We start from the raw sequence: 24815 nt of genomic DNA, 5'->3' as shown, positions 1-24815 counted from the left end.
GCGGGCTCCATGGTGACTCGTCCGCAAGCGAAGTGCCGCCGGAGCAGGCAATGCCGCGCACGAGAGCGGGCAAGCGCCTTGCCTGCGCAGTTCGGGCGACCGGGAGGTTGCATGCTCAAGCCAGTCCTGTACCTGTTTCGTGGCAGCAACGCGACCAGCCGCGCCATCGGCACAGTGGGCGGCCTGCTGGTGCTCGCCGTGCTGGCCGGCGCCTTCCTGTCGATCTGGCGCTTGCGGGAAGCGGCGGTCGACTCCACGCGGCAGCAGGTGCAGGAGCGGGCCATGGCCGTGTCTGCCCATGCCTCGCAGGTGCTTTCGACGTCGTGGTTCATGGTGGGCAACCTCGTTGCGGAGATCGAGGGCGGCGGGCCGGCCACGAGCGCTGCACTGCGTGAGCAGCTGTCCGGCACGCACACCTTCGAGCGCCTGCGCGCCCGTGAGCAGAGCTTTTCGGCGATCGACGTGGTGGCGGTGTTCGATGCCGAAGGGCAGCTGGTTGCGTATTCGCGCGGCCATCCGGCACCGGTCATCGACATCCGCGACCGCGAGGCCTACCTCCTTGCCAGCGCGGGCCCGGCCAGGACCTTCATCGCCGCGCCGGTGCGCAACCGGGCCACGGGGCATTGGACCTTCTACGTCGGGCGGCGCCTGCAGAACCGCGCCGGCGAGTTTCTCGGCCTGGCGCTGGTGGGGCTGTCGGCGCAGCACTTCTCGCGCTTCTACGAAGACATCCGCATGGCGGGTGCGGCGTCGCGGGCGGGTGCCGGCGACGAAGGCTCGGCCGTCACCTTGCTGCGCGAAGACCTCGCGGTGCTGGCTCGCGGCCCGTTTCGCGATGCCGCGATGGGCGCGAGGATCGTGCCCAGGCGAGCGATCGACGGCGCGCCGATCGCGCCGGCCTCACCTCAGGCCGTTGCGCTCAAACGCTTCACGCCATGGGATGCCGCCGAGCCGAACGGCGGCGTCATCTCCAGCGCGCGGCGGGTGGACGACTTCCCCGTGCTGGCGGCGGTGGCGGTGCACGAGTCTGTGTACCTCGCCGGCTGGCGGCAGCAGGCCACGGCCATCGCGGTGCTCGCCGGCGTGACGACCCTGTGCCTGGGCCTGGTGTTCCCGTCGCTGGCGCGTTCGCTGCGCCGCCGGGAGACGCAGATGGTCGAGAGCCAGAGGTTGCGCGAACAGGCCGAGGCGGCCAACCGCGCCAAGTCCGAGTTCCTGGCCACCATGAGCCACGAGATCCGCACCCCGATGAACGGCATCCTCGGCACCGCGGACCTGCTGGCACGCACGCCGCTGGACGAGCAGCAGCGGCACCTGACCCGGACGCTGCTGTCGTCCGGCCGGGTGCTGCTGGGCATCATCAACGACATCCTGGACCTGTCCAAGATCGAGGCGGGCGAGCTCCAGCTGGCGCCGGCGCCGTTTTCCCCGGCCGAACTGGCGCGCGGCGTGCGGGACCTGTTCGCCGGCTATGCGCTGAAGAAGGGGCTCGAGCTGCGGTTGGCCTTGCCGGAGGACTTGCCGCCAGTGGAGGGGGATGCAGGCCGGGTGCAGCAGGTGCTGGTCAACCTGGTGAGCAATGCCATCAAGTTCACCGATTCGGGCGGCGTGACGATCTCGATGCGAAGCGAGCCGCGCGAGGCCGCACAGGTGCTGCTGCACGTGGAAGTCACCGATACCGGGGCGGGGGTGCCCGATGCGGCGCGCGCGCGCCTGTTCCAGCCCTTCAGCCAGGCGGACGGCACCGTGGGACGCCGCTTCGGCGGCACCGGCCTGGGCCTGGCCATCTCGCAGCGGCTGACCATGCTGATGGGCGGGCGCATCGACTATGAGAGCACCCCAGGAAGCGGCAGCCGCTTCTGGTTCGAGCTGACGCTGCCCCAGGCCGATGGCGACCCGGCCGGCCTGCCCGTCGGCGAGGACGCGCTGCTGGAGCGGTTCGCCAATTCGGGAGCGGCGCCGTTGTCCCCGTCGCCCGAACGTGGACATGACGGCCGCCACGTGCTGGTGGTGGAGGACGACCCGGTCAACAGCATGATCGCCGAGGCCCAGCTGGCGGCGCTGGGCTGTTCCTGCGACGTGGCCGCCGACGGTGAGGAAGCACTGTCGCGCCTGCGGCAGCAGCGCTACGACCTCGTGCTCATGGACTGCATGCTGCCGGGCTTGTCGGGTTACTCGGTCACCCGGCAATGGCGTGCCGAGGAGGCGGACGGAAAGCTGCGACGCACGCCGATCGTGGCACTTACCGCGAACGCGCTGTCGAGCAACCTGGATCAGTGCTCCCTGGCCGGGATGGACGACTACCTGACCAAGCCGTGTTCGGTGGACAAGCTCGACGCGGTGCTGCAGCGCTGGTTCAGGAGCGCGCCGCTCAAGCAGCGTGATGGCTGAGGAACAGCGCCACCGTCTCGGCCGCCAGCCGGCGCTGCTCGCGCGGCGGCAGCCTGGGCTGGCCCATCGCCACCTGCGGCCAGAAGGCCGCGCCCTTGACCAGGCTCTCGAGCTGCTGCACCGCCAGGGCCGCATCGCACCGCTTGAGGCGACCGTCCTTCTGTGCCGCGCGCACCCAGGCGAGCATCCCGCCTTCCTTCTGGCCGAGCCGGCTGACCATGTCCTTGGCGCGAGCCGGTGAATGGATGGCGGCCGAGATCGCCACGCGCGCGAGGTCGAGGAAGTTGTCGTCGGAAATCAGCGCGATCTTCTGCATGACCAGCTCGAGCAGCTGCTCGTCCAGCGGCGCATCGGGGCGGTAGGGCAGGTCCATCCGGCTGGCGCTGCTTTCCCACAGCACCCGCAGGATCTCGGCGAAGAGCTCGTCCTTGCTGGGGAAGTGGTTGTAGAGCGTGCGCTTGGACACCTCGGCGCGCGCGGCCACCTTGTCGACGCTGGTGGCGTCGAAGCCGTTGGTGCGGAACTCGGCGATGGCCGCCTGGACGATGGCCTCGCGCTTGCGGTCGGTGAGTCGTTGCTGTTCGGTCATTAAGAGAATATTACACCGGTCAGTTTACTTTTTGGCGATCGGTGGCTACACTGCAAAACTACACCGTGCAGTGTAGTTTCTGCGCTTCGAGCACAAGAGCCGAAAGCCCCCCGATGCCCTCGATGAATCGCACGCTCGTCCGCACCCTCTTTGCCGGAGTCCTCGTCACCATGGCCACCGCCTCGCTTTGCGCCTTCAGCCGCACCCCTGTCGCCTCTGCCGACTTGTCGCAGGCGCGCGACGGCAAGTATCACAACGTCGTGCCGCGCCAGGCTCCCGGCTTCACGAAGATGCTCGCCATCGCCTGGCGCGTCCTCACCCGCAAGCCCGACACCACCGTGCCGCGCGGGCCGGTGCCGGTGCAGCCGCTGACCGCCGCCGCGCTCGCCGATGCGCCCGATGCCAGCCTGTTCCGCCTGGGGCATTCGACTCTCCTGCTCAAGCTGCGCGGCGAACTGTGGCTCACCGACCCGGTGTTTTCCGAGCGCGCCTCGCCGTTCCAATGGATGGGCCCGAAGCGCTTCCACGAGTCGCCCATCGGCATCGACGAGTTGCCGCCGATCAAGGGCGTGATCCTGTCGCACGACCACTACGACCACCTCGACCATGCAGCCATCATGAAGCTGGCGCCGAAGGTGGACGTCTTCATCACACCGCTGGGCGTGGGCGACCGCCTCGTCGACTGGGGCGTGGACCCGGCCAAGGTGCGCCAGCTCGACTGGTGGCAGGAGACCTCGGTGGCCGGCGTTCGCCTCGTCGCCGCGCCGGCGCAGCACTTTTCGGGTCGCGGGCTCACCGACGGCGACCGCACCTTGTGGGCGTCGTGGGTGATCCTGGCCGATGGGCTGCGCCTGTTCTTCAGCGGCGACACCGGCTACCACGCCGACTTCGCCACCATCGGCGAAAGGTTCGGCCCCTTCGACGTGACCCTGCTCGAGACCGGTGCCTACGACGAGCAGTGGCCCGACGTGCACATGCAGCCCGAGCAGACCCTGCAGGCGCACCGCGACCTGCGGGGCCGCTGGCTGATGCCGGTGCACAACGGCACCTTCGACCTGGCCATGCATGCCTGGGACGAGCCGTTCGACCGCATCGAGGCGCTGGCAGCAGCTGGCGGCATCGCGCTGGCCACGCCGGCAATGGGCGAGCGCCTGTCGCTGCGGCAGCCGCATGCCGGCCAGCGCTGGTGGCGCGAACTGCAGCCGGCCGCCGCAGAGGTGCCGCCGCAAGCTGCAGCCGAAGCGCGCCTGTAGCCCGCGCGACGGCGGGTAAGAGTCGGGTAAGTCGGAGGCGCGGAGCATCGCGCCTTTCAAACACCCCGACGAGGAACCCCCCCATGCCCGCGTGCCCAGCCGCTGCCCGATCCCGCTCTCGTGTCCCGGCGAGCGCCCCCCATCCGGCCCGTCTCTGCGTGCTCGCAGCCGCACTGGCCGGCGGCGCTTGCGCCTTCGCCCAGCAGCCGGACGGCGACGGCCCCGGGTCCGGTTCGTCCTGGTCGCTCGGCCTGGGCGTGATGAGCGTGCAAAAGCCCTATGCCGGCATCGACCGGGAGAGCAAGGTGTTGCCGCTGCTGCGCTTCGAGAACGAATACCTGGAGATCTTCGGGCCGCAGATCGGCGTCAAGCTGCCGAGCCTCGCCCTCGGGGAATCACAGCGGCTCGAGTTCAGCCTCGTCGGCAAGTACGACGGCAGCGGCTACAAGGCCGACGACGCCCTCATCCTGAGCGGCATGAGCCGGCGCAAGGGCGGCTTCTGGGCCGGCGCCAAGGTGGAGTGGAAGAACGACGTGGCCGACCTGAGCGCCGAATGGCTCGCCGATGCCTCCGGCCACAGCAAGGGCCAGCAGTTCAGCCTCGGGCTGGAGCGCACCTGGCACTTCGGCCGGCACCTGATGCTCACGCCTCGCGTGGCAGCGACCTGGCAGGACAGGAAATACGTCGACTACTACTTCGGCGTGCGCGACAGCGAAGTCGCGCCCGGCCGCCCGGCCTACGCCGGCAAGTCCGGCACCGGTGCCGAGGTCGGCCTGCGGGCGGTCTACCTGTTCGACCGGCAGCACTCCGTGTTCGTCGACGCGGCCGTGTCCAGCCTGCCGAAGGCGGCCAAGGACAGTCCGCTGGTGGATCGCTCGAACGACAATCGGGTGCTGCTCGGATACACCTACCGCTTCTGATGAGCCGAATACTCCTGATCGAGGACCATGAACGGCTCGCGCAGCTGATACGAAAGGGCCTGGTGGCCGCCGGCATTGCCGTCGACGTGAGCAACCGCATGGACGCCGCCTGGGCTGCGGTGCAGCAGATGCCCTACCAGGGCCTGGTGCTCGACCGTGGCCTGCCGGACGGCGACGGGCTCCAACTGCTGCAGAAGCTGCGCCGCGCCGGCTTCCTGGTGCCCTGCCTCGTGCTCACCGCACGCGATGCCTTGCACGACCGCGTGGAAGGCCTCGACGCGGGCGCCGACGACTACCTCCCGAAGCCGTTTGCCATGGACGAGATGGTGGCGCGCGTGCGGGCGCTGCTGCGGCGGCCGGCGGAGGTGCGCCCGCTCGACCCAACGCTTGGCGACCTGGCGCTGCATTCCGCGGCCGGGCTGCTGTGCTGCGGCGAGGAGAAGGTGACGCTGCCGCCCGCGGAGCTGCACATCATGCTGCTGCTCATGCGCAGGCCCGAGGAGGTGGTGCGCCGCAGCGCGCTGGAGGCGGCCGCCTGGGGCCTGAGCGAGGCGGTCACGCCCAACGCGCTCGACGTGGCCTTGCACCGCATTCGCCGCAAGCTGCTCGCCATCGGGTCGCGCCAGCGGATCGTCAACATCAGGGGGCTGGGGTATGCGATTCGCCAAGACGGCCCGGTTCAATAGCCTGCGCCTGAAGATCCTGCTGGCCTACCTGGCCGGCACGATGCTCAGCATCGTGCTGCTGGTGGCGGCCGCTGCCCTGCTGCTGCAGGGCGACATCCTGGCGCGCGTGGACCTGGCGGGTGCCTCCGAGGACCTGGCTGCCATGGTCCGGTTCGACGACCAGGGACGACCGGTCGGGGTGGATTCAGACGAGGACGATTTCGCCTGGGTCTTCGAAAGCCTGCGGCGCGAGGCCGCCTATCGGGTGCTGGACGACACCGGCACGGCGGTGCTCCTGTCGCCTGCCGGCGCGGCGTTCTGGCCGACCAGCGGCGACGGCGTGCGATTGGGCAAGCTGCGCTTCGACTTCGAGCACGACGGCGCGGCCATGTACGGCGCCACCCACCCGTTCCAGCACGGCGGGAGGACCTGGTATTTCCAGATCGCCGGGAGCTCGCGCTTCATGACGCTCCTGCACCGTGTGGCGCTGCCGCTCGTGGTGGCCGGCATCGCGGTGTTCGGGCTGGTGCTGCTGGTCACCTTCGGCCTGTGCGCCTACTTCACCCTGCGCTACACGCTCGCGCCTCTTCGAGAGGTGTCGGAGTCGGCGGCCGCAATTTCGCCTCGCTCGCTGCATGCGCGCCTGAAGACGACGCAGATGCCCGCCGAGATCGCCCCGCTGGTCGACAGCTTCAACCGGGTGCTGGAGCGGCTCGAGCGGGGCTACCGCGTGCAGCAGGAATTCCTCGGCAACGCAGCCCATGAGCTGAAGACGCCGCTGGCGCTGATCCGCGCCCAGATCGAGTTGCAGGACGCCGGCCAGAACGAGCGGGCCTCGCTGTTGAGCGACGTCGGCTACATGAGCCGGCAGGTGCAGCAGCTGCTGCTCCTGGCCGAGGCCAGCGAAGCGCACAACTACAAGATCGCGGCGGTCGGCGTGCGCGAGGTCGTCGAAGAAGCCGCCGCCTACCTGCAGCGCATGGCCGAGTCGGCGGACGTGCGCCTGCGGGTGAGCGCGACGAGCGACAAGGTGGTGTGGAGCGCCGACCGCGGCGCCTTGTTCACGCTGCTGAAGAACCTGCTCGAGAACTCCATCGAGCACGCCCCGAGGGGGAGCGTGGTCGGTGTGGAGGTCGACGGCGGCATGCTCACCGTGCGCGACCGGGGGCCTGGCGTCGATGCCGAGCTGCTGCCGCGGCTCTTCGAGCGCTTCTGGCGCGGCCAGCACCGCCGTGACCGCGGCGCCGGGCTGGGCCTGGCCATCTGCCAGGAGATCGCCCTCGCGCACGGCTGGAGCCTCACCGCCGAGCGGGCCGAGCCGGGGCTGCGGTTCCGGCTGTCGATGACGAAGACGGCCGCGTAGCGTCGCCTCAGCCGACAGGAACTGACGCAGCGTGGCGGCTGCGGCATCGCATCGTCATGGCTTCGTCATGGGTTGGGGTGATGGGCCGGTGGCATATCCCTTGCGGCGGTACGCAGCCAAGCTTCGAGCACAACCATGAACAGAACCTTTCGTTGCGTCCTGGGTGCCACCGCCTTGAGCCTGCTGGCGGCATGCGGCGGCGCAGACGGCAACAACACCACGGCATCGCAGTCGCAGTCGCAGTCGTCTTCGCCGACGCCGACGCCAACGCCAACGCCAACGCCAACGCCAACGCCAACGCCAACGCAGGCGACCCACACCAGCAGCGGAGGCTTCGCCGGCAACGTGACGGGCGGCGCCTCCGCCACGCCGGTGACCGTCACCACCGCAGCGCAGATGCAGGCGGCCATCGACGCCTACTCCGGCACGGGCGGCCTCGTCATCCGCTACAGCGGCAGCTTCGACTTCTCGACCATTCCCGACCCGTGCGCCCAGTGGCAGAAAGCCGCCGGCGCCATCGTGGAAATCAAGAACAAGAGCCACGTCACGATCGAAGGCGCCGACGGCTCGGCCGCGAACTTCGGCCTCGCCATCAAGGCGGAGTCGACGAACATCATCATCCGCAACATGACCATCGGGCTGCTGCCCGGTTCGATCGATGCGATCGGCATCGAAGGGCAGGGCGGCAAGTTCCCGAGCCACATCTGGGTGGACCACAACACGCTGTTCAGCAGCATGCAGGAGTGCTCCGGTGCCGGCGACCTGGAATTCGACGGCCTGGTGGACAACAAGGCGGGTGCGCATCACATCACCTACTCGTACAACCACCTGCACGACCACCACAAGGTCGGCCTCATCGGCTCGAGCGACAGCGACGCCGGCGACCGCTACATCACCTTCCACCACAACGTCTACCAGAACGTCGGCTCCCGGCTGCCGCTACAGCGCGGCGGCTACACCCACCTCTACAACAACCTGTACAGCGGCGTGGCCGCATCGGGCGCGAACATCCGCATGGGCGGCTACTCGCTGATCGAAGGCAACCACTTCGAGAACGCCCAGAACCCGGTGACATCGCGCGACAGCTCGGCGATCGGCTATTGGGAGCTTCGCAACAACAACATCCGGACGCCGGCCGATTTCGCGACCTACGGCATCACCTGGGTAGCCAGTTCCTCGTCGCCGTCGCGCGATGCCACCGACTGGGCGACGACCGCTGCCTTCCCGGTCGCCATCGCGTACGAGTACTCGGTGCAGGCACCGGCCTGCGTGAAGGCGAAGCTGCCGTCCGTGGCCGGAGCCGGGAAGGCCCTGGCCACCCTGAGCTGCGACTGACGACCGGCGTGCCGCCCCGGCGCGCGGCTATGATCCGCCCTTCGAGACCAGGCCGGCGTACGACGCGCCGGTCCGGGCCGAACCAGGGGAACTGTGCATGCGGCTGTCGGATTTCATCCGGAATGACATTGACGCCATCCTGGCCGAGTGGGAAGCGTTCGCTGCCACCTTGCTCCCGGCTGCGGCAGGGTTGAATTCGCTCGCGCTGCGCGATCACGCACCGCACATCCTGGAGGCGGTGGCAAAGGACCTCGACACGCCCCAGACCGCGCTGGAGCAGTCCGAGAAGTCGAAAGGGCGCGCACCCGTGATCGAAGGGGCACCGGAAACGGCCGCCCAGACGCATGCGGTGCTGCGTGCTCGCAGCGGCTTCGACATCAACCAGCTGGTGGCCGAATACCGAGCGCTCCGCGCGAGTGTCCTGCGCCTGTGGATCCACGCCGGGCCGCTGGATGAATCGGGCATGGAGGACGTCATCCGGTTCAACGAGGCGATCGACCAGGCGATCGCCGAGTCCGTGGGGCACTTCCATGCACAGGTGGAGCAGGCCAGGAACCTGCTGCTCGGGATGCTCGGGCACGACATGCGCAGCCCGCTCAGCACGATCGTGGCGACGGCGTCGCACCTCGCCGCCCTGAATGCTGGAGATGCAGTGTCGGCGGCTGCAGCCCGCCTCATCCGAAGCGGCGAGTCGATGCGTGCCCTGGTCGACGACCTGGTGGATTTCAACCGTACGAGGCTCGGCCTGGGCATCAGGATCACGCCGTCGGACGTCGACCTCGCGGTCCCGGTGGCCGACGAACTGGAACAGCTGCGCGGTGCCCACCCGCACCGGGAAATCAGGCTGGCGGTGCAGGGCGACTGTCGCGGCCAGTGGGACGGTTCACGGCTGCAGCAGTCGCTGCGCAACCTGGTCTCGAATGCCATCAAGTACGGCGCGCCCGGCAAACCGATCCAGGTGACGCTCGTCGGTGAAGAGGCCGAGGTCCGGGTGGAGGTCACCAACAGCGGCCTGCCCATCGACCCGGCGACTTCGAAGGAGCTCTTCGATCCGCTCAGGCAAGGTGCGGCGCCGGGAGATCCGAACGAGCCGGGCAGCCTGGGCCTGGGGCTGTTCATCGTGCGCGAGATCTCGCGCGCGCATGGGGGCGACGTCGAGGTGCGCTCCAGCGACGGCGAGACGACCTTCTGCCTGCACCTGCCCCGCCACAGGTCGCCATGAGCGGCACCCCACGGGGCGAGGTGGCTCATCGACAGCCATCTCTCGACCGCTGCCTGAACATCCCTTTCGTCTGAACCCTCCGCGCTTTCCCCTTCAGCTTTCGCTCTCCAGAATGCTCCACCACATCTCGTTTGCCGTGGCCGACCTCGAGGCCAGCGGCGCCTTCTATGACGCTGCCCTCGGTTCGCTGGGATATCGACGCGTGTTCGAAGACGACACGGCGATCGGCTATGGGGTCGAAGACGGCGAGGACCAGTTCTGTCTCAAGCTTCGCTCTCCTGCCGTGGCGCCCGGGCCTGGATTTCATCTCGCCTTTGCGGCACCCAGCCGTGTGGCCGTCGACCGCTTTCACGCCTGCGCGCTGGCCCTCGGCGGTCGAGACAACGGCATGCCGGGCCTGCGACCCGACTACGGTCCGAACTACTACGCAGCCTTCCTCGTCGATCCGGACGGCCATCACATCGAGGCGGTGACCAAGGCCTAGGCTTCACTCGCCTGGCCGGACCTTGCGAAACGCGGCCGGCGGCCGGCCCAGCAGGCGCAGGAACGATCTGCGCATGCGCTCGGTGCTGCCGAAGCCGCATTCGTCTGCGATGCGCTGCACCGAGGGGCTGCCTCCTTCCAGCGCAGCACGTGCGGCCTCCACGCGCAGGCGCTCGACCGTCTGCGCGGGCGTGGCCCCGGTCTCGGTGCGAAAGCAGCGCGCAAAGTGGCGCGGGCTCATGTGGACACGCGCGGCCAGTTCCTCCACCCGATGGTCGTGCCGCAGCTGGCACCTCACGTGGTCGAGCAGGGCGCTGAAGCGGCCTTCCGGGCGCTGCAGGTCCAGCAGCGGCGAGAACTGCGACTGCCCGCCAGGGCGCCTGCGTTCCACCACCAGCTGGCGTGCCGCTTCACGTGCCACCTCTTCGCCGTGGTCGTGTGCCACCAGCGCCAGGCAGAGGTCGATGCCGGCCGTCATGCCGGCGCTCGTCCAGACTTCAGGCAGGCGCTGCGAGTGGCTGCGCACCGCGGGCTCGTGCACGTAGATGCGATCAGGCTGCAGGCGCACGGCGGGAAAGTCGCTTGCGAACTGGCGGCTGCGGGACCAATGGGTCGTGGCGGTGCGGTGGTCGAGCAGTCCGGCGGCCGCCAGCAGGAGGCTGCCGCTGCAGATGCTTGCCACGCGCGCACCCGCCCGGGCGGCGCGCTGCAGCCACCCGACGAGCCGTGCGTCGCGGCATGCCGCATCCACGCCGTCCCCGCCGATCACCATCACGAGGTCCAGGTCGGTCAGCCGGCGCGGCAGCGGCTGCACCGGCCAGGCGACCCCGGCTGAACTGGGCACCGCGGGCGGGTTGCTGGCCGCCAGGCGCCAGGTGTAGCTGCCGGGCCGTTCCAGGCGCGCGACCTCGAAGACCGCCATCGGGCCCGCGAGGTCGAGTTGCTGGAAGCCGGGGAAGAGCACGAATGCGATGCGGCACGCCATGCCTCCACTATGCCGTGTCCGGCTGTCCGACGCCATGGCAGAAAAGGTGGGAACTGCGTCATGGCTGCCAATGCGTGTACAGGGCAAGCTGCAGCCTTCTGAATCAACGCATGGCATGGAGGCCACACCAGCATGAACGTCGGCATCGTGACTTTCGACGAGATGGAGCTGCTCGACATGGCGGGTCCGTACGAGGTCTTCACCACCGCCGCGCGGGTGCACGGGCGCAGCCAGCCGCCGGGAGCGGCGTCGCTGTTCACGGTGTTCACCATCGCGCGCGACGCGCGGCCCGTGCGAGCCCGGGCCGGCCTGCGCATGCAGCCGGACCACCTGCTGCGCGACCACCCGCCGCTGGACTGCGCCATCGTGCCCGGGGGCGTGGTCGACGCCGAACTCGGCCGGTCCGACCTGATGGACTGGATCGCGGGCCAGGCGCGGACCGCGCGCATCCTCGCGTCGGTCTGCACCGGCTCGCTGCTGCTGGCGCAAGCCGGCGTGCTCGACGGCCTGGCGGCCACCACCCACTGGGAGGACGTGGCAGCGCTTCGTGCCCTGCGGCCGGGCCTGCAGGTGCGAGACGACGTGCGCTGGGTCGATACGGGCGCCATCGTCACCTCGGCCGGCATCTCGGCCGGCATCGACATGAGCCTGCACCTGGTGGAGCGCCTGCACAGCCGCGAGCTCGCGGTGCGCACCGCGCGGCAGATGGAATTCGACTGGACGCCGGCGTCATGAGGATCGGCGACCCGGGGCAGCACCTCATCACCATCGCGAGCCGGCCTGACACCGTGTTCGTGGAAGGCCATGGCTCCTGGCTGATCGACGAGGGCGGCAAGCGCTACCTCGATCTCGTGCAGGGCTGGGCGGTCAACAGCCTGGGACACAGCCCGCCGCTGGTGGCGCAGGCGCTGGCAGCGCAGTCGAAGCGGCTGCTGAACCCGGGCCCTGCGTACTTCAACCGCCCGATGCTCGACCTGGCGCAGCGGCTCGTCGAGGTGAGCTGCTTCGACCGCGTCTTCCTGGCCAGCTCAGGCGCCGAGGCCAACGAAGGCGCGGTGAAGCTGGCCCGGCGCTGGGGCAGCCGGATGCGCGGCGGCGCGCACGAGATCATCGGCTTCGAGCACGGCTTCCATGGGCGAACGCTGGCGATGATGAGCGCTTCCGGCAAGCCCGGCTGGAGCGAGCTGTACCCGCCGATGCCGGCGGGCTTCGCGAAGGCGCGGCTCAACGACATCGCCTCGGTGGAGCGGGCCGTCACGCCGCGTTCGGTGGCCGTGATGATCGAGTTCGTGCAGGGCGAGGCCGGCGTGAACCTCGCGGACCCCGGATTCGTGCGGGAGCTGCGTGCGCTGACCCGCGAGCGACAGCTGCTGCTGATCGCCGACGAGGTGCAGACCGGCATCGGCCGCTGCGGCCATGCGTTCGCCTACGAGACGTTCGACGTGGAACCCGACGTGATGACGCTCGCCAAGGGCATCGGCGGCGGCGTGCCGCTGGCGGCACTGCTGTGCAAGGAGCGCTTCAACTGCTTCGAGCCCGGAGACCAGGGCGGCACCTACTGCGGCAACCCGCTGATGGCCGCCGTGGGGCTCGCGGTGGTGAACGAGGTATGTCGCGAGGAGTTCCTGGAGGGTGTTCGCCGGCGCGCAGAGCGGCTCGCCGGCGGCCTGCAGGCCGTCGTCCGCGACCACGGGCTTTCGGGTGAGCGGGGCGCGGGCCTCCTGCGGGCGCTGGTGCTGCCGGCTGACCGGGCCGATCGGGTCGTCGAAGCCGCGCGTGCCCTGCAGCCGGTTGGGCTGCTGCTCAACGCGCCGCGCCCGAACCTGCTGCGCCTCATGCCCGCCTTGACGATCACCGATGCGGAGGTCGACGAGGCGCTGCGGTTGCTTCGCGCAGCGCTGGCGCAGGCCTTGGGGCCGGGCCGTCGCTGACCCCGCTCAGCGTTACTGCTGGCGAATGGAAGCCAGCTGCCGCATCGCACTCGATTCCTGTTCGATCGCCTCGTTGAACCGGTCGAGTCCGATGGTGTTCAGCACGCGCTTGAACTGCGTGACGACGCCGGCCTGCATGGCAGACAGCCTCAGGCAGGCTTCCATGGAAGCCTCTTCCAGTTGCCCCGCCGGCACGGTGGTGTGGATGAGTCCCCATTCGACGGCCTGGCGCGCGCCGAACTCCTCGCCCAGCAGCATCAGCGCCTTCGCGCGGGCGAGGCCGGCCGCTGCCGGCAGCGTGGCCACGAGGCCCGCGGTGACGAAGACGCCAAGAGACGCCTCGGGCAGCTTGAACCTCGTGTCGTCGGCGGCGATCACGAGGTCGGCGTCCATCGTCCACTCGAGTCCGGCGCCCACCGTCCATCCGTGCACGGCGGCCATGACCGGCCGCGGGTGGTTGACGATGGCTGACGCAACGGCTTGAACCAGCTCGAGATCGCGCGCGGTCGGTGCGGCGCTCACGTCTCGTCCGGCGCAGAAGGCCCTGCCATTGCCGCGCAGGCGGATCACCCGGACGGCCGGGTCAACGCAGGCGGCCTGCAGCGCGTCGAGCAGCGCGGCCGCCAGCTCGTTGTCGATGGCGTTGAGCTTCGCCGGCCGGTTCAGGGTCAGCGTGAGCACGCCGTCGCGGAGTGAGGAGAGCAGGGTGGCTTCGGACATGCCGGTAGCGTAGCAGCGGGGCCTGCGGTTGCCGGGCACGCAAAACACCCGGGCAGCCGTTGCTTTCGTCTGATATTTCCATTAGCATCAAAATATGGAAGACAAAGAAGTCGTTCGCTCGCTCGCTGCGCTTGCGCACGGGCACCGCCTGCAGATCTTTCGCGCGCTGGTGGTTGCCGGCGCGCGCGGCATGACGCCGGGGGTCATGGCAGAAGGCTCCGGCATTGCGCCGGCCACGCTGTCCTTCCACCTCAAGGAGCTGATGCATGCCGGGCTGGTGACGCAGGAGCGGCAAAGCCGCAACCTGGTCTACCGGGCCTCGTTCGAGCACATGAACGAGCTCCTGGGGTATCTCACCCAGAACTGCTGCCAGGGCGAAGCCTGTCTCCCCGCGACCTCAACTTCCTGCAAGTGCTGAAGAAGGAATCCACGATGAAACGCTTCCATGTCCATGTGCACGTCGAGGACCTCGCCCAGAGCGTGGTCTTCTACTCCAGGCTCTTCGCAGCGGAGCCGACCCGTCTGGAGAGTGACTACGCCAAGTGGATGCTCGAAGACCCGCGGGTCAACTTTGCGATTTCCACGCGCGGCGGCAAGCCGGGCGTCGACCACCTGGGCTTCCAGACCGACGACGCGCAGGAGCTGGCCGAGCTGAAGGCTCGCGCACAGACCGCCGACATGGCGCTGTTCGATGAAGGCGCGACGACCTGCTGCTACGCGCAAAGCGAGAAGCACTGGGTGACAGACCCGCAGGGCATCGCGTGGGAGCACTTCCACACGCTGGCCGACATTCCGGTGTTCAGCGAACGCGACGCCCCGCCGCGAGCCGCGTCCGGTTCTGCCTGCTGCACGCCCACGACACGAGGCAAGCCCGTCGGCATTGCAGTGACGGCGGCCAAGCCGTCCTCCTCCTGCTGCTAGGGCCCCTGCAATGGCTCAAGGATCTCCCGTGACCACCAACGTCCTCATCCTCTGCACCCACAACTCGGCGCGCAGCGTGCTCAGCGAGGGCATGCTCAATCACTGGGCCGGGCAGCTCGGCAAGGACGTGCGGGCCTTCAGCGCCGGCAGCGCGCCCAGCGGCCGCATCAATCCGTTCGCGCTCGAAGCGCTCCGGAACGCGGGTGTCGACACTGCGGGCTACCGCAGCAAGAGCTGGGACGAGTTCAGCGCCGAGGGTGCGCCGCCGTTGTCGATCGTGATCACCGTGTGCGACAGCGCCGCTGCCGAGCAGTGCCCGGTGTTCTTCGGCGGCCCCGGCGGTCAGCCGGTGAAGGTGCACTGGGGCTACCCCGACCCGTCGAATGCGAGCGGCGGCGACGAAGCCAAGCGCCGGGCATTCGAGCTCACCCGGCAGGCCATCGGCTATCGGATGCTGCAGCTGCTGGCGCTGCCGCTGGCAACGATGGACCGCCCCGCGCTGCAGGCCGCGCTCTCCGCGATCGGCCGCAGTTGAAGGTGCAACAGATGAACACGGCCACCCTGCCTGCGCGCAACGCTGCGGCGTCCATGAGCGTCTTCGAGCGCTACCTCACCGTCTGGGTGTTTCTCTGCATCGTCGTCGGCATCGGGCTGGGCCAGGCGTTGCCGGCACCGTTCCAGGCCATCGGCCGCATGGAAGTGGCCCGGGTGAACATTCCGGTCGGCCTGCTGATCTGGGTGATGGTCATCCCGATGCTGTTGAAGGTGGACTTCGGTTCACTCCACCAGGTGCGCCAGCACTGGCGCGGCATCGGCGTCACCCTCTTCGTGAACTGGGCGGTCAAGCCCTTCTCGATGGCGCTGCTGGGCTGGATCTTCGTGCGGCAGGTGTTTGCGCCCTGGCTGCCGGCTGCCCAGCTCGACAGCTACATCGCCGGCCTGATCCTGCTGGCGGCCGCTCCCTGCACCGCCATGGTGTTCGTGTGGAGCCGGCTCACCAACGGGCATCCGCTGTTCACCTTGAGCCAGGTGGCGCTGAACGACACGATCATGGTGTTCGCCTTCGCGCCCATCGTTGCCTTGCTGCTCGGACTTTCGTCGATCACGGTGCCGTGGGACACGCTGCTCACGTCGGTGGTGCTGTACATCGTGATCCCGGTGTTCATCGCCCAGGTGTGGCGCAAGCTGCTGCTGGCCAGGGGCCAGGCGGCGTTCGACGCGGCACTGGCACGGATCGGCCCGTGGTCGATCACCGCCTTGCTCGCGACGCTGGTGCTGCTGTTCGCCTTCCAGGGCGAGGCCATCCTGAAGCAGCCGCTGGTGATCGCGATGCTGGCTGTGCCCATCCTGATCCAGGTGTTCTTCAACTCGGCGCTGGCCTATTGGCTGAACCGCCGGCTGGGTGAATCGCACAGCGTGGCCTGCCCGTCCGCGCTCATCGGTGCGAGCAACTTCTTCGAGCTGGCGGTGGCCGCCGCCATCAGCCTGTTCGGCTTCGAATCGGGTGCCGCACTCGCCACGGTGGTGGGGGTGCTGATCGAGGTGCCTGTCATGCTGCTGGTGGTGCGGCTGGTGAACCAGAGCAAGGGCTGGTACGAAGCGGGCGCGCGCGGCCACGCTGCGGCAGGGCGCACATGAACCTTTCCTGCGACCCCCCGTCCCCCGGTGCGCTCGAGCCGGCGCTTGCCACGCTGAACAGCGAGCGCCTGAACGCCGAATGCTTCTGCGTCAGCCTCAACGGTGACGCGCTCGAACAGGCCTTGTCGGCAGCTGCCGCGGCGACGACGGGACTCCACGAGCTGCTCCGGCAGCGCTGCCCGCATGTGTTCGCGGCACGCCCGGTGTTCGTCTCCCCGGCGCACAACCAGCGCATCGCGGCATTGATCGAGGCCATCGAATCGGTCGTTGCCTTGCCGGCCTACCGCAAGGAAGTGCTCGAGCGCTCACCGCAGATCGCCCGTCACGACGCCGGCGGCGCGCGCGGCGTCTTTCTCGGCTACGACTTCCATGCCACCGAGGCCGGCGTCGGCCTCATCGAGATCAACACCAATGCCGGCGGTGCCATGCTCAACGCGCTGCTCGCCCGCGCCCAGCGCGCTTGCTGCACGCCGATCCAGCGCCTGCTGCCGCCGGTTGCCCTGGCCGATGCGTTCGAGGCCCGCATCGTCGCGATGTTCCGGCGGGAATGGGCGGCCAGCGGCCGCAGCGGCCCGCTGCGCGGCATCGCCATCGTCGACGAGCGGCCGGCGGATCAGTACCTCTATCCGGAGTTCCTGCTGTTCAAGCAGCTGTTCGAGGCGCACGGCATTGCGGCGGTCATTGCCGATCCGTCGGAGCTCCAGCTGCGAAGCGGCGTGCTGTATGCCGCAGAGCAGCCGATCGACCTCGTCTACAACCGCCTGACGGACTTCTACTTCGAGGCCGAGGGCAGCGCCACCTTGCGCAAGGCCTACGTTGAGCGCGCGGCCGTGGTGACGCCGCATCCGCAAGCGCATGCGCTGTATGCGGACAAGCGCAACCTCGCGTTGCTGACCGACCCGTCGCAACTGCAGCGGCTCGGTGTGCCGCAGCCCACGCAGGCGGCACTGCTGGCCGGCATCCCTCGCACCGAGATCGTCGACGGTGCCAATGCCCCGCGCCTGTGGGCCGGGCGAAAGCGGCTGTTCTTCAAGCCGTATGCGGGTTTCGGCGGCCGGGCGGCCTACCGCGGCGACAAGCTCACCCAGCGCGTGTGGCAGGAGATCCTGGCCGGCGGCTACGTCGCGCAGGCGCTGGTCCCGCCCGGCGAACGCCGGCTGCACGAGGGCGATCCGTCGCAGGTGCTCAAGTTCGACCTGCGCAGCTATGTGTACGAGGGCCAGGTGCAGTGGGCCGCGGCCCGGCTCTATCAAGGCCAGACCACCAACTTCCGCACGCCCGGAGGCGGGTTTGCTCCGGTGTACGAAGCGCCGGACCTCGCCGGCAGCCCATCGGCATCGCTCAGGCAGGAACGCTCACGCGATTCAGGCTCTGCGCAACGTGCCGGCCAAACATGCGCGCGGTCTTGATGTCCCCAGGCACGAACGAGTCCGCGGGCGCCGAGTGCCCGGCCTGAGCCATCAGCCCCGACCAAGAGCCCAGGCGGTTGGCCGCCTCGTCGTAGGGCACGCCGCTGTGCTGCTCGGGCAGGATGGGGTTGCCGACCCACAACATGCCGTGCTGCATGCTGAAGACGAACATGGACAGCAAGGTGGACTGCTTGTCGCCCGCAGGCAGCGACGACACGGTGAAGCCGGCCGCCAGGCGGCCCTTCAGCTGCTGGGTGCGCCACAGCCGGCCGGTCGAGTCCATGAAGCTCTTGAACGGGCCGCTGACGCCGCCCAGGTAGGTCGGCGAGCCGAAGACGAAGCCGTCGTATTCGACGAGCTCGTCAGGCGCTCGGGCGATGTCTTCGGCCTTGAGCAGGCGGGTATCGACCTCCTCGACGTCCTGCGCGCCGAGATGCACGTGTCGGGCAATGTGTTCGGTGTGGCCGTGTGCGCTGTGATAGACGATGGCGAGCTTGCTCATGCGGGGGCTCCGGGAAGGTGAGTGGGTGAGTGCGGGACGCGCGACCTACGCAACGAGGCCGGCAAGTGCTGCGGCCGCCAGGTAGAGACCGGTGCCGAACACCGAGTGGTTGGCCAGGCTGCGCAGGCAGTTCTTCAGGGGCGTGGTCGTCTTCGTGGCGAGGAAGCCGGAACCCATCGCCGGCTGCATCACGAACCAGGGGGCGGCCACCGTCGCGATGCCGACGGCCAGGGCCGGCGCGAACGTCGGCCGCTCGAGCCAGCCGGCACCCTGCAGGGCGACCAGCACGGCGGCGTAGGCGATGCCGACCAGGTAGTGGGTCAGCCAGCCAAGGACGAGCTCGTGGCGAACGGGCGGCGCCTTGGCGATGGCGGCATGAGCGAACCGGCCGCGCGGCATGTGGCCGACCCATCGACCCACCATGGCGAAGCTGGCGGTCGGCACGCCCAGTCGCGACAGGCTGGCGAGCCAGGCGTCCATGAGGGCCGTGGCGCCGATACCGACGAGGGTGACGTGCGCGATGAGCAGGGAAGAGGGCATCAGGACTCCTTGAAACCGTTGACTCGTCGATGTGTTCAAGGCATGGTAGAAGTTGAAGTCAACTTCAAGTCAAGCGGTTTCGCATGGACATCTCGGAAGTCGCAAGGAAGTCGGGGGTGGCGGCCTCCGCGCTGCGCTACTACGAACGCAAGGGCCTCATCCGCTCGCTCGAGTCGGCAGGCGCCCGCCGCAAGTTCTCACCGGCCGTGCTGGACCAGCTCGCCCTCATCGCGCTGGGGCAGGCGGCCGGGTTCTCGCTCGATGAAATCCGCGCGATGTTCACGCCAGGGGGTGAGCCGAACATCGACCGCGCCATGCTGGCGGCCAAGGCCGACGAGCTCGAGCGGATGGTCAAGCGGCTGAAGGCCATGATCGAGGGCTTGCGGCACGCCGCGGCGTGCCCTGCGCCGAGCCACGCGGCGTGCCCGTCGTTCCAGCGGCTTCTGAAGGCGGCTTCTGCCGGGGCGCTGGAGAAGCGGCAGCGGCAACTCGCGCCTTCCGGCCGGAAGCCGTAGCAGGGCCGCGGTGGGGCAGAGCGGTGCGCGGTGTCTTTCGGCGGCTCGGCCCGGCCCCACAGTCGGCGTCAAGCGTGCTCGTCGTCGCTTCCTGCGGAGGACTCGCCGATCCAGCGTGCGCGGGAGGCCTTCAGGTGCGACAGCATCGCCGCCGTGGCCTCCTGCGGGTCGCGTGACTCCAGGGCCTGGCAGATCCGTTCGTGCTCCTGCAGGGCCGATTCCCAGGTCCGCGCCGTCTCCGAGTGGCGTGACATGCGCGAGGAGATGGCGCCATGCCGGCCGTCGAACAGTTCGCCCACCAGTCGAGCGAGGATGGAGTTGCCGGTCAGTTCGGCGATGGCCACGTGAAAGCGGCGGTCTGCGTCCACCGGCGACTGGCCGCGTTGCACCTCGTGCCGCATCGCGTCCAGGCAGGCTCTGACGCGTTCGACACCCTGCCTGTTGGCGCGGGCCGCGGCGAGTGACACGACCGACCCTTCGAGCACTGCACGCGCCTGCATCAGTTCGCTGGGGCTTTCGCCGAGGGACTGCACATCGGTGTTCGATGGTTCCGGCGCCGCGCAGACGTAGACACCCGAGCTCATCCGGATTTCGATCCGGCCCTCGATCTCGAGGGCGATCAGGGCCTCGCGCAGCGACGGCCTGGACACGCCCAGCTGCGAAGCCAGTTCGCGCTCGGGCGGCAGCCGCGATCCGGGCACGAAGCCGTTCTGCTCGATGACGGCCCGGATCTGGTCGGCCACCTGCTGGTAGAGCCGACGCGAGTCGCCGGACTTCGAAGTCGACGCCATGGAAGTCATCCGTTGGGTACAAAAGTGGTCAGGCCAATTCCTCGGCGGAAGGATACCCTCGGCCTGACCAATCCGCGGATTGCCGTCATTCGGGTTTGTCTGGTAAGGCCAAGTCGGTCTCATTGATATATTGGTCTTACCAATTGAGGGGCCCCTCGACCCATGTCTTCTGCCCGACAAGCCGACCCCATGCCTGCGCCGCTGCTGCGGCTGGCCGGCATCCGCAAGGCATTTGCCGGCGTCACCGCGCTCGACCAGGTCGACTTCGACGTCCGGGGTGCAGAAGTGCATGCGGTCTGCGGCGAGAACGGCGCGGGCAAGTCGACGCTGATGAAGGTCATGAGCGGCGTCTACCAGCCCGACGCCGGGACGATCGACTTCGAGGGGCACCGCCAGGTCTTCGCTTCACCGCGCGTGGCCGAAGCGCACGGCGTGGTGATGATCCACCAGGAGCTGAACCTCATACCGCACCTGTCGGTGGCGGAGAACATCTTCCTCGCCCGTGAGCCGAAGCGCGGCTGGTTCATCGACCGCAAGCGCCTGCATGCCGATGCCCGGCGCTGCCTGGCGCGCCTGGGCGTCGAGATCGATCCCCGGCTTCCAGTGCGCGGGCTCCCGGTCGCGCAGCAGCAGATGGTCGAGATCGCCAAGGCGCTGTCCATGAATGCGAAGGTGGTCATCATGGACGAGCCCACCTCCTCGCTGACCGAGGCGGAGACCGGCCGGCTGTTCAAGGTCATCCACGAGCTGAAGCGTTCCGGCGTGGGCATCGTCTACATCTCGCACCGGCTGGACGAGATGGCGGGCATCGTGGACCGGGTCACGGTGCTGCGCGACGGCCTTCGCATCCGCACGATGAATTTCGCGGACACCTCGGTCGACGAGATCGTGTCGCTGATGGTGGGGCGCTCGATGGAGGAGAAGTTCCCGCCGCGGCAGCGCGTGCCGAGCAGCGAGGTCCTCCTGTCGGTGCGCGAGTTGCAGATCAAGGATGTGTTCGGCCCGGTGAGCTTCGAGCTGCGGCGCGGCGAGGTGCTCGGGTTTTCCGGCCTCATCGGCGCCGGCCGCACCGAGGTGGCGCGCGCTGTGTTCGGCGCCGACCCGGTCGATGGCGGCAGCGTGTCGCTGTGCGGCCGCGAACTCGCCATCCGCTCACCGAGGGACGCCATTGCCCACGGCATCGCCTACCTGTCGGAAGACCGCAAGGCGCAGGGCCTGGCCATCGGCATGACGGTGGCGCAGAACATCACCCTGGCCAACACCGGCGCAGTGTGCGGACGCGGCGGGTTCATCCGCTTCGACGAGGAAGCGGCCACCGCCAGGCGTTTCATCGACACGCTGGGCATCCGCACCTCCGGGCCGCATCAGATCGCACGGTTCCTGTCCGGCGGCAACCAGCAGAAGGTGGTCATCGCGAAGTGGCTGTTCCGCGAGGCGCGCGTGATCTTCTTCGACGAGCCCACGCGCGGTATCGACGTGGGCGCCAAGTACGCCATCTACCAGTTGATGGACCAGCTCGCCGCGCAAGGCATCGGCGTGGTGCTGATCAGCTCCGAACTGCCCGAGATCCTGGGCCTCACCGACCGCGTGGCGGTGTTCCACGAAGGGCGCCTGATGCGCGTGCTGCAGACCGCCGACACCACGCAGGAAGAGATCATGCATTTCGCCTCCGGGCGCAACGGCGCGGGGTCCGCGCGGCCCGCTTCCCAAGAACAGACAGCCGTCTCTCCATGACCGACCGCCAGAAAGACCTCTTCCAGAAATTCGCCGCGCTCGCGAGCCTGCTGGCGCTGACCGCGGTGTTCTCCGCCGTCAGCCCGGCGTTCTTCTCGCTCGGCAACGGCATGACGGTGGCGCTGCAGGTCACGTCCATCGCCTACCTGGGGATCGGCGCGACCTGCGTGATCATCACAGGCGGCATCGACCTGTCGGTGGGTGCCGTCCTTGCGCTGTCGGGCGTCGTGGCTGCGCTGCTGGTGAAGGCCGGCATGCCGGTGTGGGCCGGCATGTCCGGCGGCCTGCTGGTGGGCGCGCTGTGCGGCGCGATCAACGGCCTGTGCGTCACCTGGCTCAAGCTGCCGCCCTTCATCGCGACCCTCGGGATGATGCTGGTCGCCCGCGGCGTGGCGCTGCAGATCACCGACGCCAAGGCCATCGGAGGCCTGGGGGACGGCTTCGCCGAACTGGGCAACGGCTCGCTGTGGCGCGTCGCGAAGGTGGGCGACGACGGCTTTCCGGACGTGCTGTTTCCCGGCATCCCGTACCCGGTGCTGCTCATGATCGTGCTGGCGATCGCCGTCGCGGTGCTGCTCAACCGCACGCAGCTGGGTCGGCACCTGTATGCGGTGGGTTCCAACGCGGAGGCGGCGCGGCTGTCCGGCGTGGATGTGCGCGGCGTCACGCTGTTCGCGTATGTGCTGTCGGGCACGCTCGCCGGGCTCACCGGCTGCGTGCTCATGTCGCGCCTCGTCACGGCGCAGCCCAGCGAAGGGCTCATGTACGAGCTCGATGCGATCGCGGCGGCCGTGATCGGCGGCACCTCGCTGTCGGGCGGCGTGGGCAGCATCTCCGGCACGCTCATCGGCGCCTTCGTCATCGGCATCCTGCGCAACGGCCTGAACATGGGTGGCGTGTCGGCCTTCGTGCAGCAAATCATCATCGGCCTGGTGATTCTCCTCACGGTGTGGATCGACCAGATGCGTCATCGGCGATGAACCTCCCCGGCGGGATGACCGGGACTGCGAGACAAGTGTCTTCAACAAGAGGATTCGAGACATGAAAAAGCTTCTGACCACGTGGTTCGCATCGACGCTGCTGCTGGCGGCGGCGTCCGTCACCCCGGCCATGGCCGCCGACAAGGAGATCGCCGTCATCGTGAAGACGGCCAACTCCGACTTCTGGCAGAACGTCAAGAAGGGGGCCAACGACGGCGTCGCCGGACTCAAGGGCTACACCGCCAGCTTCCAGGGCGCGGCGTCGGACACAGACCTCGCGGGCCAGGTCGCGCTGGTGGAGAACGCGGTCAACCGCAAGGTGGCGGCGATCGTGCTCGCGCCCTCCGACCCCGATGCGCTCATCCCCGCGATGAAGAAGGCCTGGGAAGCGAAGATCCCGGTGATCCTCATCGACTCCGCGGCCGGCAAGGCAGGAGAGAGCTATTACCAGTCCTTCCTCGCGACCGACAACGAAAAGGCCGGCGAGCTCTGTGCGCAGGCGCTGATCGCCAAGGTGGGCACCACCGGCAAGATCGCGATCATGTCGTACACGGCGGGCTCGGGTTCCGAGATCGGCCGTGTCGGCGGCTTCCGCAAGTACATCGAGAAGCACTCCAAGCTGCAGGTCCTGGGCCCGTTCTACTCGAACTCCCAGATGGGCACGGCCCTGAACCAGACCACCGACGTGCTCGCCGCCAACGCCGACCTCAAGGGCGTCTTCGGCGCCAACGAGCCGACCGCCATCGGCATGGGCCGCGCGCTGGTCCAGGCCGGCAAGGCGGGCAAGGTGGTGGCCATCGGCTTCGACGGCAACAGCGACCTCCAGGGCTTCGTGAAGGACGGCACCCTCGAGGCAATCGCGGTGCAGAGCGCCTACCAGATGGGCAACCTGGGCGTGAAGACCGCAGTCGAGGTGATCCAGGGCAAGAAGGTGCCGAAGTTCCGCGACACCGGCGTGGTGATGGTCACCAAGAAGAACATCGATTCGCCCGAGGCGAAGAACGTTCTGTACTGAGCAGAGGGGCCACGACCGATGTCTGCCGTGCCGCGCGTCGACGCCCACCAGCACTTCTGGCGCCTGGCCGACCGGCAGGGGCACTGGCCGCCGGCCGAACTGGCCGCCATCCATCGCGACTTCCTGCCGGTCGACCTGGAGCCCTTGCGCCGGCAAGCCGGGATCGACGGCACGGTGCTGGTGCAGACGCTGCCCAGCGAGGACGACACACGCTGGATGCTGGACCTGGCCGACCAGCACCGCTTCATCTGGGGCGTGGTGGGCTGGACCGACCTGAAGGCGGCGGATGCGCCCGAACGCATCGCCGCCCTGGCCGCCCGTTCGAAGCTCAAGGGGCTGCGGCCCATGCTGCAGGACCTGCCGGATGACGACTGGATCGCCGATCGCGCCGTCGACGGCGGCGCCCGCGCGATGGTGCAGCACGGCCTCGTCTTCGACGCGCTGGTGCTCACCCGTCACCTGGAAGCGCTGCACGGCTTCGCGGCACGCCATCCCGGCCTGCGGATCGTGATCGACCACGGCGCCAAGCCTCCCATCGCGAGCGGCGAGCTGGAGCCGTGGCGCAGCCGCATGGCGGCGCTGGCCGCACTGCCGCAGGTGTGCTGCAAGGTCTCGGGTCTGCTCACCGAAGCCGGCCCGCGCCGCAGCGCCGAAGCGCTGCGCCCCTATGTGCATGCCTTGTGGGAGCTGTTCGGCCCGCGGCGCCTGCTGTGGGGGAGCGACTGGCCGGTGCTGCGACTGGCCGGCCACTACCCCGACTGGCTCGAGATGAGCCGGGCCTTGTTCGCGGCCATCGATCCGGCGATGTCGGACGCCGACCGGGCAGACCTGTTCGGCGCCAACGCGATGCGCCTGTACGGGCTGTTCGCCACGCGCTGACGACTGCGCCCGCGTCCTGCCTCATCACCACTCC

26 protein-coding genes are annotated in these 24815 nt (G+C 68.9%); 20 read left to right on the top strand and 6 right to left on the bottom strand.

Features of this window, described 5'->3' with window-relative positions; translation table 11 throughout:
* The first annotated feature begins 111 nt into the window (after positions 1-111).
* A complete protein-coding gene (locus E8D38_RS18265; RefSeq protein WP_181179228.1) occupies positions 112-2391 on the top strand; it encodes a hybrid sensor histidine kinase/response regulator in 2280 nt (759 codons plus the stop codon).
* On the opposite strand, the gene E8D38_RS18260 is transcribed toward E8D38_RS18265, so the two are convergent.
* A complete protein-coding gene (locus tag E8D38_RS18260) occupies positions 2372-2980 on the bottom strand; it encodes a TetR/AcrR family transcriptional regulator (RefSeq protein ID WP_140634127.1) in 609 nt (202 codons plus the stop codon). The two genes, E8D38_RS18265 and E8D38_RS18260, sit on opposite strands and share 20 nt — an antisense overlap.
* 122 nt (positions 2981-3102) lie before the next feature.
* Between E8D38_RS18260 and E8D38_RS18255 the strand changes: the two genes are divergently transcribed.
* The 7 genes from E8D38_RS18255 (at position 3103) to E8D38_RS18225 (ending at position 10222) form a co-directional block, all read left to right on the top strand.
* A complete protein-coding gene (locus E8D38_RS18255) occupies positions 3103-4233 on the top strand; it encodes an MBL fold metallo-hydrolase (protein ID WP_140634125.1) in 1131 nt (376 codons plus the stop codon).
* A 158-nt stretch (positions 4234-4391) separates the two neighbouring features.
* Positions 4392-5153: a MipA/OmpV family protein gene (locus E8D38_RS18250; protein ID WP_246099554.1), complete on the top strand. Its 762-nt coding sequence runs from the start codon at positions 4392-4394 to the stop codon at positions 5151-5153.
* Entirely contained in the window at positions 5153-5839 is a 687-nt protein-coding gene (locus E8D38_RS18245; RefSeq protein ID WP_140634120.1) for a response regulator transcription factor, read from the top strand. The genes E8D38_RS18250 and E8D38_RS18245 overlap by 1 nt, the downstream gene beginning before the upstream one ends.
* Complete coding sequence (locus E8D38_RS18240) at positions 5808-7181, top strand: sensor histidine kinase (RefSeq protein ID WP_140634118.1); 1374 nt, start codon at positions 5808-5810, stop codon at positions 7179-7181. The genes E8D38_RS18245 and E8D38_RS18240 overlap by 32 nt, the downstream gene beginning before the upstream one ends.
* A gap of 135 nt (positions 7182-7316) precedes the next feature.
* A complete protein-coding gene (locus E8D38_RS18235) occupies positions 7317-8516 on the top strand; it encodes a pectate lyase family protein (RefSeq protein ID WP_219851789.1) in 1200 nt (399 codons plus the stop codon).
* Positions 8517-8613: 97 nt separating this feature from the next.
* Complete coding sequence (locus E8D38_RS18230; protein ID WP_140634114.1) at positions 8614-9738, top strand: sensor histidine kinase; 1125 nt, start codon at positions 8614-8616, stop codon at positions 9736-9738.
* A 112-nt stretch (positions 9739-9850) separates the two neighbouring features.
* Entirely contained in the window at positions 9851-10222 is a 372-nt protein-coding gene (locus E8D38_RS18225) for a VOC family protein (RefSeq protein WP_140634112.1), read from the top strand.
* A 3-nt stretch (positions 10223-10225) separates the two neighbouring features.
* On the opposite strand, the gene E8D38_RS18220 is transcribed toward E8D38_RS18225, so the two are convergent.
* On the bottom strand, positions 10226-11206 hold the full coding sequence (locus E8D38_RS18220) for a GlxA family transcriptional regulator (RefSeq protein ID WP_140634110.1): 981 nt from the start codon (positions 11204-11206) through the stop codon (positions 10226-10228).
* Positions 11207-11338: 132 nt separating this feature from the next.
* Here E8D38_RS18220 and E8D38_RS18215 point away from each other — a divergent pair, with 132 nt between their 5' ends.
* Together E8D38_RS18215 and E8D38_RS18210 are read left to right on the top strand one after the other, a co-directional pair.
* Positions 11339-11941 carry a DJ-1/PfpI family protein gene (locus E8D38_RS18215; protein WP_140634108.1) on the top strand — a complete coding sequence of 201 codons (603 nt, stop codon included), beginning with the start codon at positions 11339-11341 and terminating at the stop codon, positions 11939-11941.
* Entirely contained in the window at positions 11938-13137 is a 1200-nt protein-coding gene (locus E8D38_RS18210) for an acetylornithine transaminase (protein ID WP_140634106.1), read from the top strand. Before E8D38_RS18215 ends, E8D38_RS18210 begins: the two co-directional genes overlap by 4 nt.
* A 12-nt stretch (positions 13138-13149) precedes the next feature.
* Here E8D38_RS18210 and E8D38_RS18205 read toward each other — a convergent pair whose 3' ends face one another.
* On the bottom strand, positions 13150-13857 hold the full coding sequence (locus E8D38_RS18205) for an enoyl-CoA hydratase/isomerase family protein (RefSeq protein ID WP_140634104.1): 708 nt from the start codon (positions 13855-13857) through the stop codon (positions 13150-13152).
* 94 nt (positions 13858-13951) lie between these two features.
* On the opposite strand from E8D38_RS18205, the gene E8D38_RS18200 reads away from it, so the two are divergent.
* Genes E8D38_RS18200 through E8D38_RS18180 form a run of 5 tightly spaced genes read left to right on the top strand, consistent with a single transcriptional unit; the run spans position 13952 to position 17825 of the window.
* Complete coding sequence (locus tag E8D38_RS18200; protein WP_140634101.1) at positions 13952-14275, top strand: ArsR/SmtB family transcription factor; 324 nt, start codon at positions 13952-13954, stop codon at positions 14273-14275.
* Between the two features lie 14 nt (positions 14276-14289).
* Complete coding sequence (locus E8D38_RS18195; RefSeq protein WP_140634099.1) at positions 14290-14778, top strand: ArsI/CadI family heavy metal resistance metalloenzyme; 489 nt, start codon at positions 14290-14292, stop codon at positions 14776-14778.
* 28 nt (positions 14779-14806) lie between these two features.
* Complete coding sequence (locus E8D38_RS18190) at positions 14807-15313, top strand: arsenate reductase ArsC (RefSeq protein ID WP_140634097.1); 507 nt, start codon at positions 14807-14809, stop codon at positions 15311-15313.
* A gap of 11 nt (positions 15314-15324) precedes the next feature.
* Positions 15325-16416, top strand: a complete 1092-nt coding sequence (gene arsB, locus E8D38_RS18185; RefSeq protein ID WP_140634095.1) for an ACR3 family arsenite efflux transporter — start codon at positions 15325-15327, stop codon at positions 16414-16416.
* Positions 16413-17825, top strand: a complete 1413-nt coding sequence (locus E8D38_RS18180) for a hypothetical protein (protein ID WP_181179226.1) — start codon at positions 16413-16415, stop codon at positions 17823-17825. Before arsB ends, E8D38_RS18180 begins: the two co-directional genes overlap by 4 nt.
* Here the strand turns inward: E8D38_RS18180 and E8D38_RS18175 are convergent.
* Together E8D38_RS18175 and E8D38_RS18170 are read right to left on the bottom strand one after the other, a co-directional pair.
* A complete protein-coding gene (locus E8D38_RS18175) occupies positions 17758-18327 on the bottom strand; it encodes a flavodoxin family protein (protein WP_140634092.1) in 570 nt (189 codons plus the stop codon). The genes E8D38_RS18180 and E8D38_RS18175 overlap by 68 nt on opposite strands.
* A 45-nt stretch (positions 18328-18372) precedes the next feature.
* Positions 18373-18867 carry a DUF2938 domain-containing protein gene (locus E8D38_RS18170; protein WP_140634090.1) on the bottom strand — a complete coding sequence of 165 codons (495 nt, stop codon included), beginning with the start codon at positions 18865-18867 and terminating at the stop codon, positions 18373-18375.
* 83 nt (positions 18868-18950) lie between these two features.
* Here E8D38_RS18170 and E8D38_RS18165 point away from each other — a divergent pair, with 83 nt between their 5' ends.
* The gene (locus E8D38_RS18165; protein ID WP_140634088.1) at positions 18951-19382 is read left to right on the top strand and encodes a helix-turn-helix domain-containing protein; all 432 of its coding nucleotides are present in this window, start codon (positions 18951-18953) and stop codon (positions 19380-19382) included.
* 68 nt (positions 19383-19450) lie between these two features.
* On the opposite strand, the gene E8D38_RS18160 is transcribed toward E8D38_RS18165, so the two are convergent.
* Entirely contained in the window at positions 19451-20173 is a 723-nt protein-coding gene (locus E8D38_RS18160; protein WP_140634086.1) for a FadR/GntR family transcriptional regulator, read from the bottom strand.
* 189 nt (positions 20174-20362) lie between these two features.
* On the opposite strand from E8D38_RS18160, the gene E8D38_RS18155 reads away from it, so the two are divergent.
* The 4 genes from E8D38_RS18155 (at position 20363) to E8D38_RS18140 (ending at position 24781) form a co-directional block, all read left to right on the top strand.
* On the top strand, positions 20363-21907 hold the full coding sequence (locus tag E8D38_RS18155; protein ID WP_246099553.1) for a sugar ABC transporter ATP-binding protein: 1545 nt from the start codon (positions 20363-20365) through the stop codon (positions 21905-21907).
* The gene (locus tag E8D38_RS18150; protein ID WP_140634082.1) at positions 21904-22887 is read left to right on the top strand and encodes an ABC transporter permease; all 984 of its coding nucleotides are present in this window, start codon (positions 21904-21906) and stop codon (positions 22885-22887) included. The genes E8D38_RS18155 and E8D38_RS18150 overlap by 4 nt, the downstream gene beginning before the upstream one ends.
* Positions 22888-22948: 61 nt before the next feature.
* Entirely contained in the window at positions 22949-23902 is a 954-nt protein-coding gene (locus E8D38_RS18145) for an ABC transporter substrate-binding protein (protein WP_140634080.1), read from the top strand.
* 18 nt (positions 23903-23920) lie between these two features.
* Entirely contained in the window at positions 23921-24781 is an 861-nt protein-coding gene (locus E8D38_RS18140) for an amidohydrolase family protein (RefSeq protein ID WP_140634078.1), read from the top strand.
* Positions 24782-24815: the final 34 nt, after the last annotated feature.

This window comes from Methylibium rhizosphaerae (assembly GCF_006386545.1).
Lineage (GTDB): Bacteria > Pseudomonadota > Gammaproteobacteria > Burkholderiales > Burkholderiaceae_C > Pseudorivibacter > Pseudorivibacter rhizosphaerae.
This window is presented reverse-complemented; position numbering and strand designations above follow the sequence as displayed.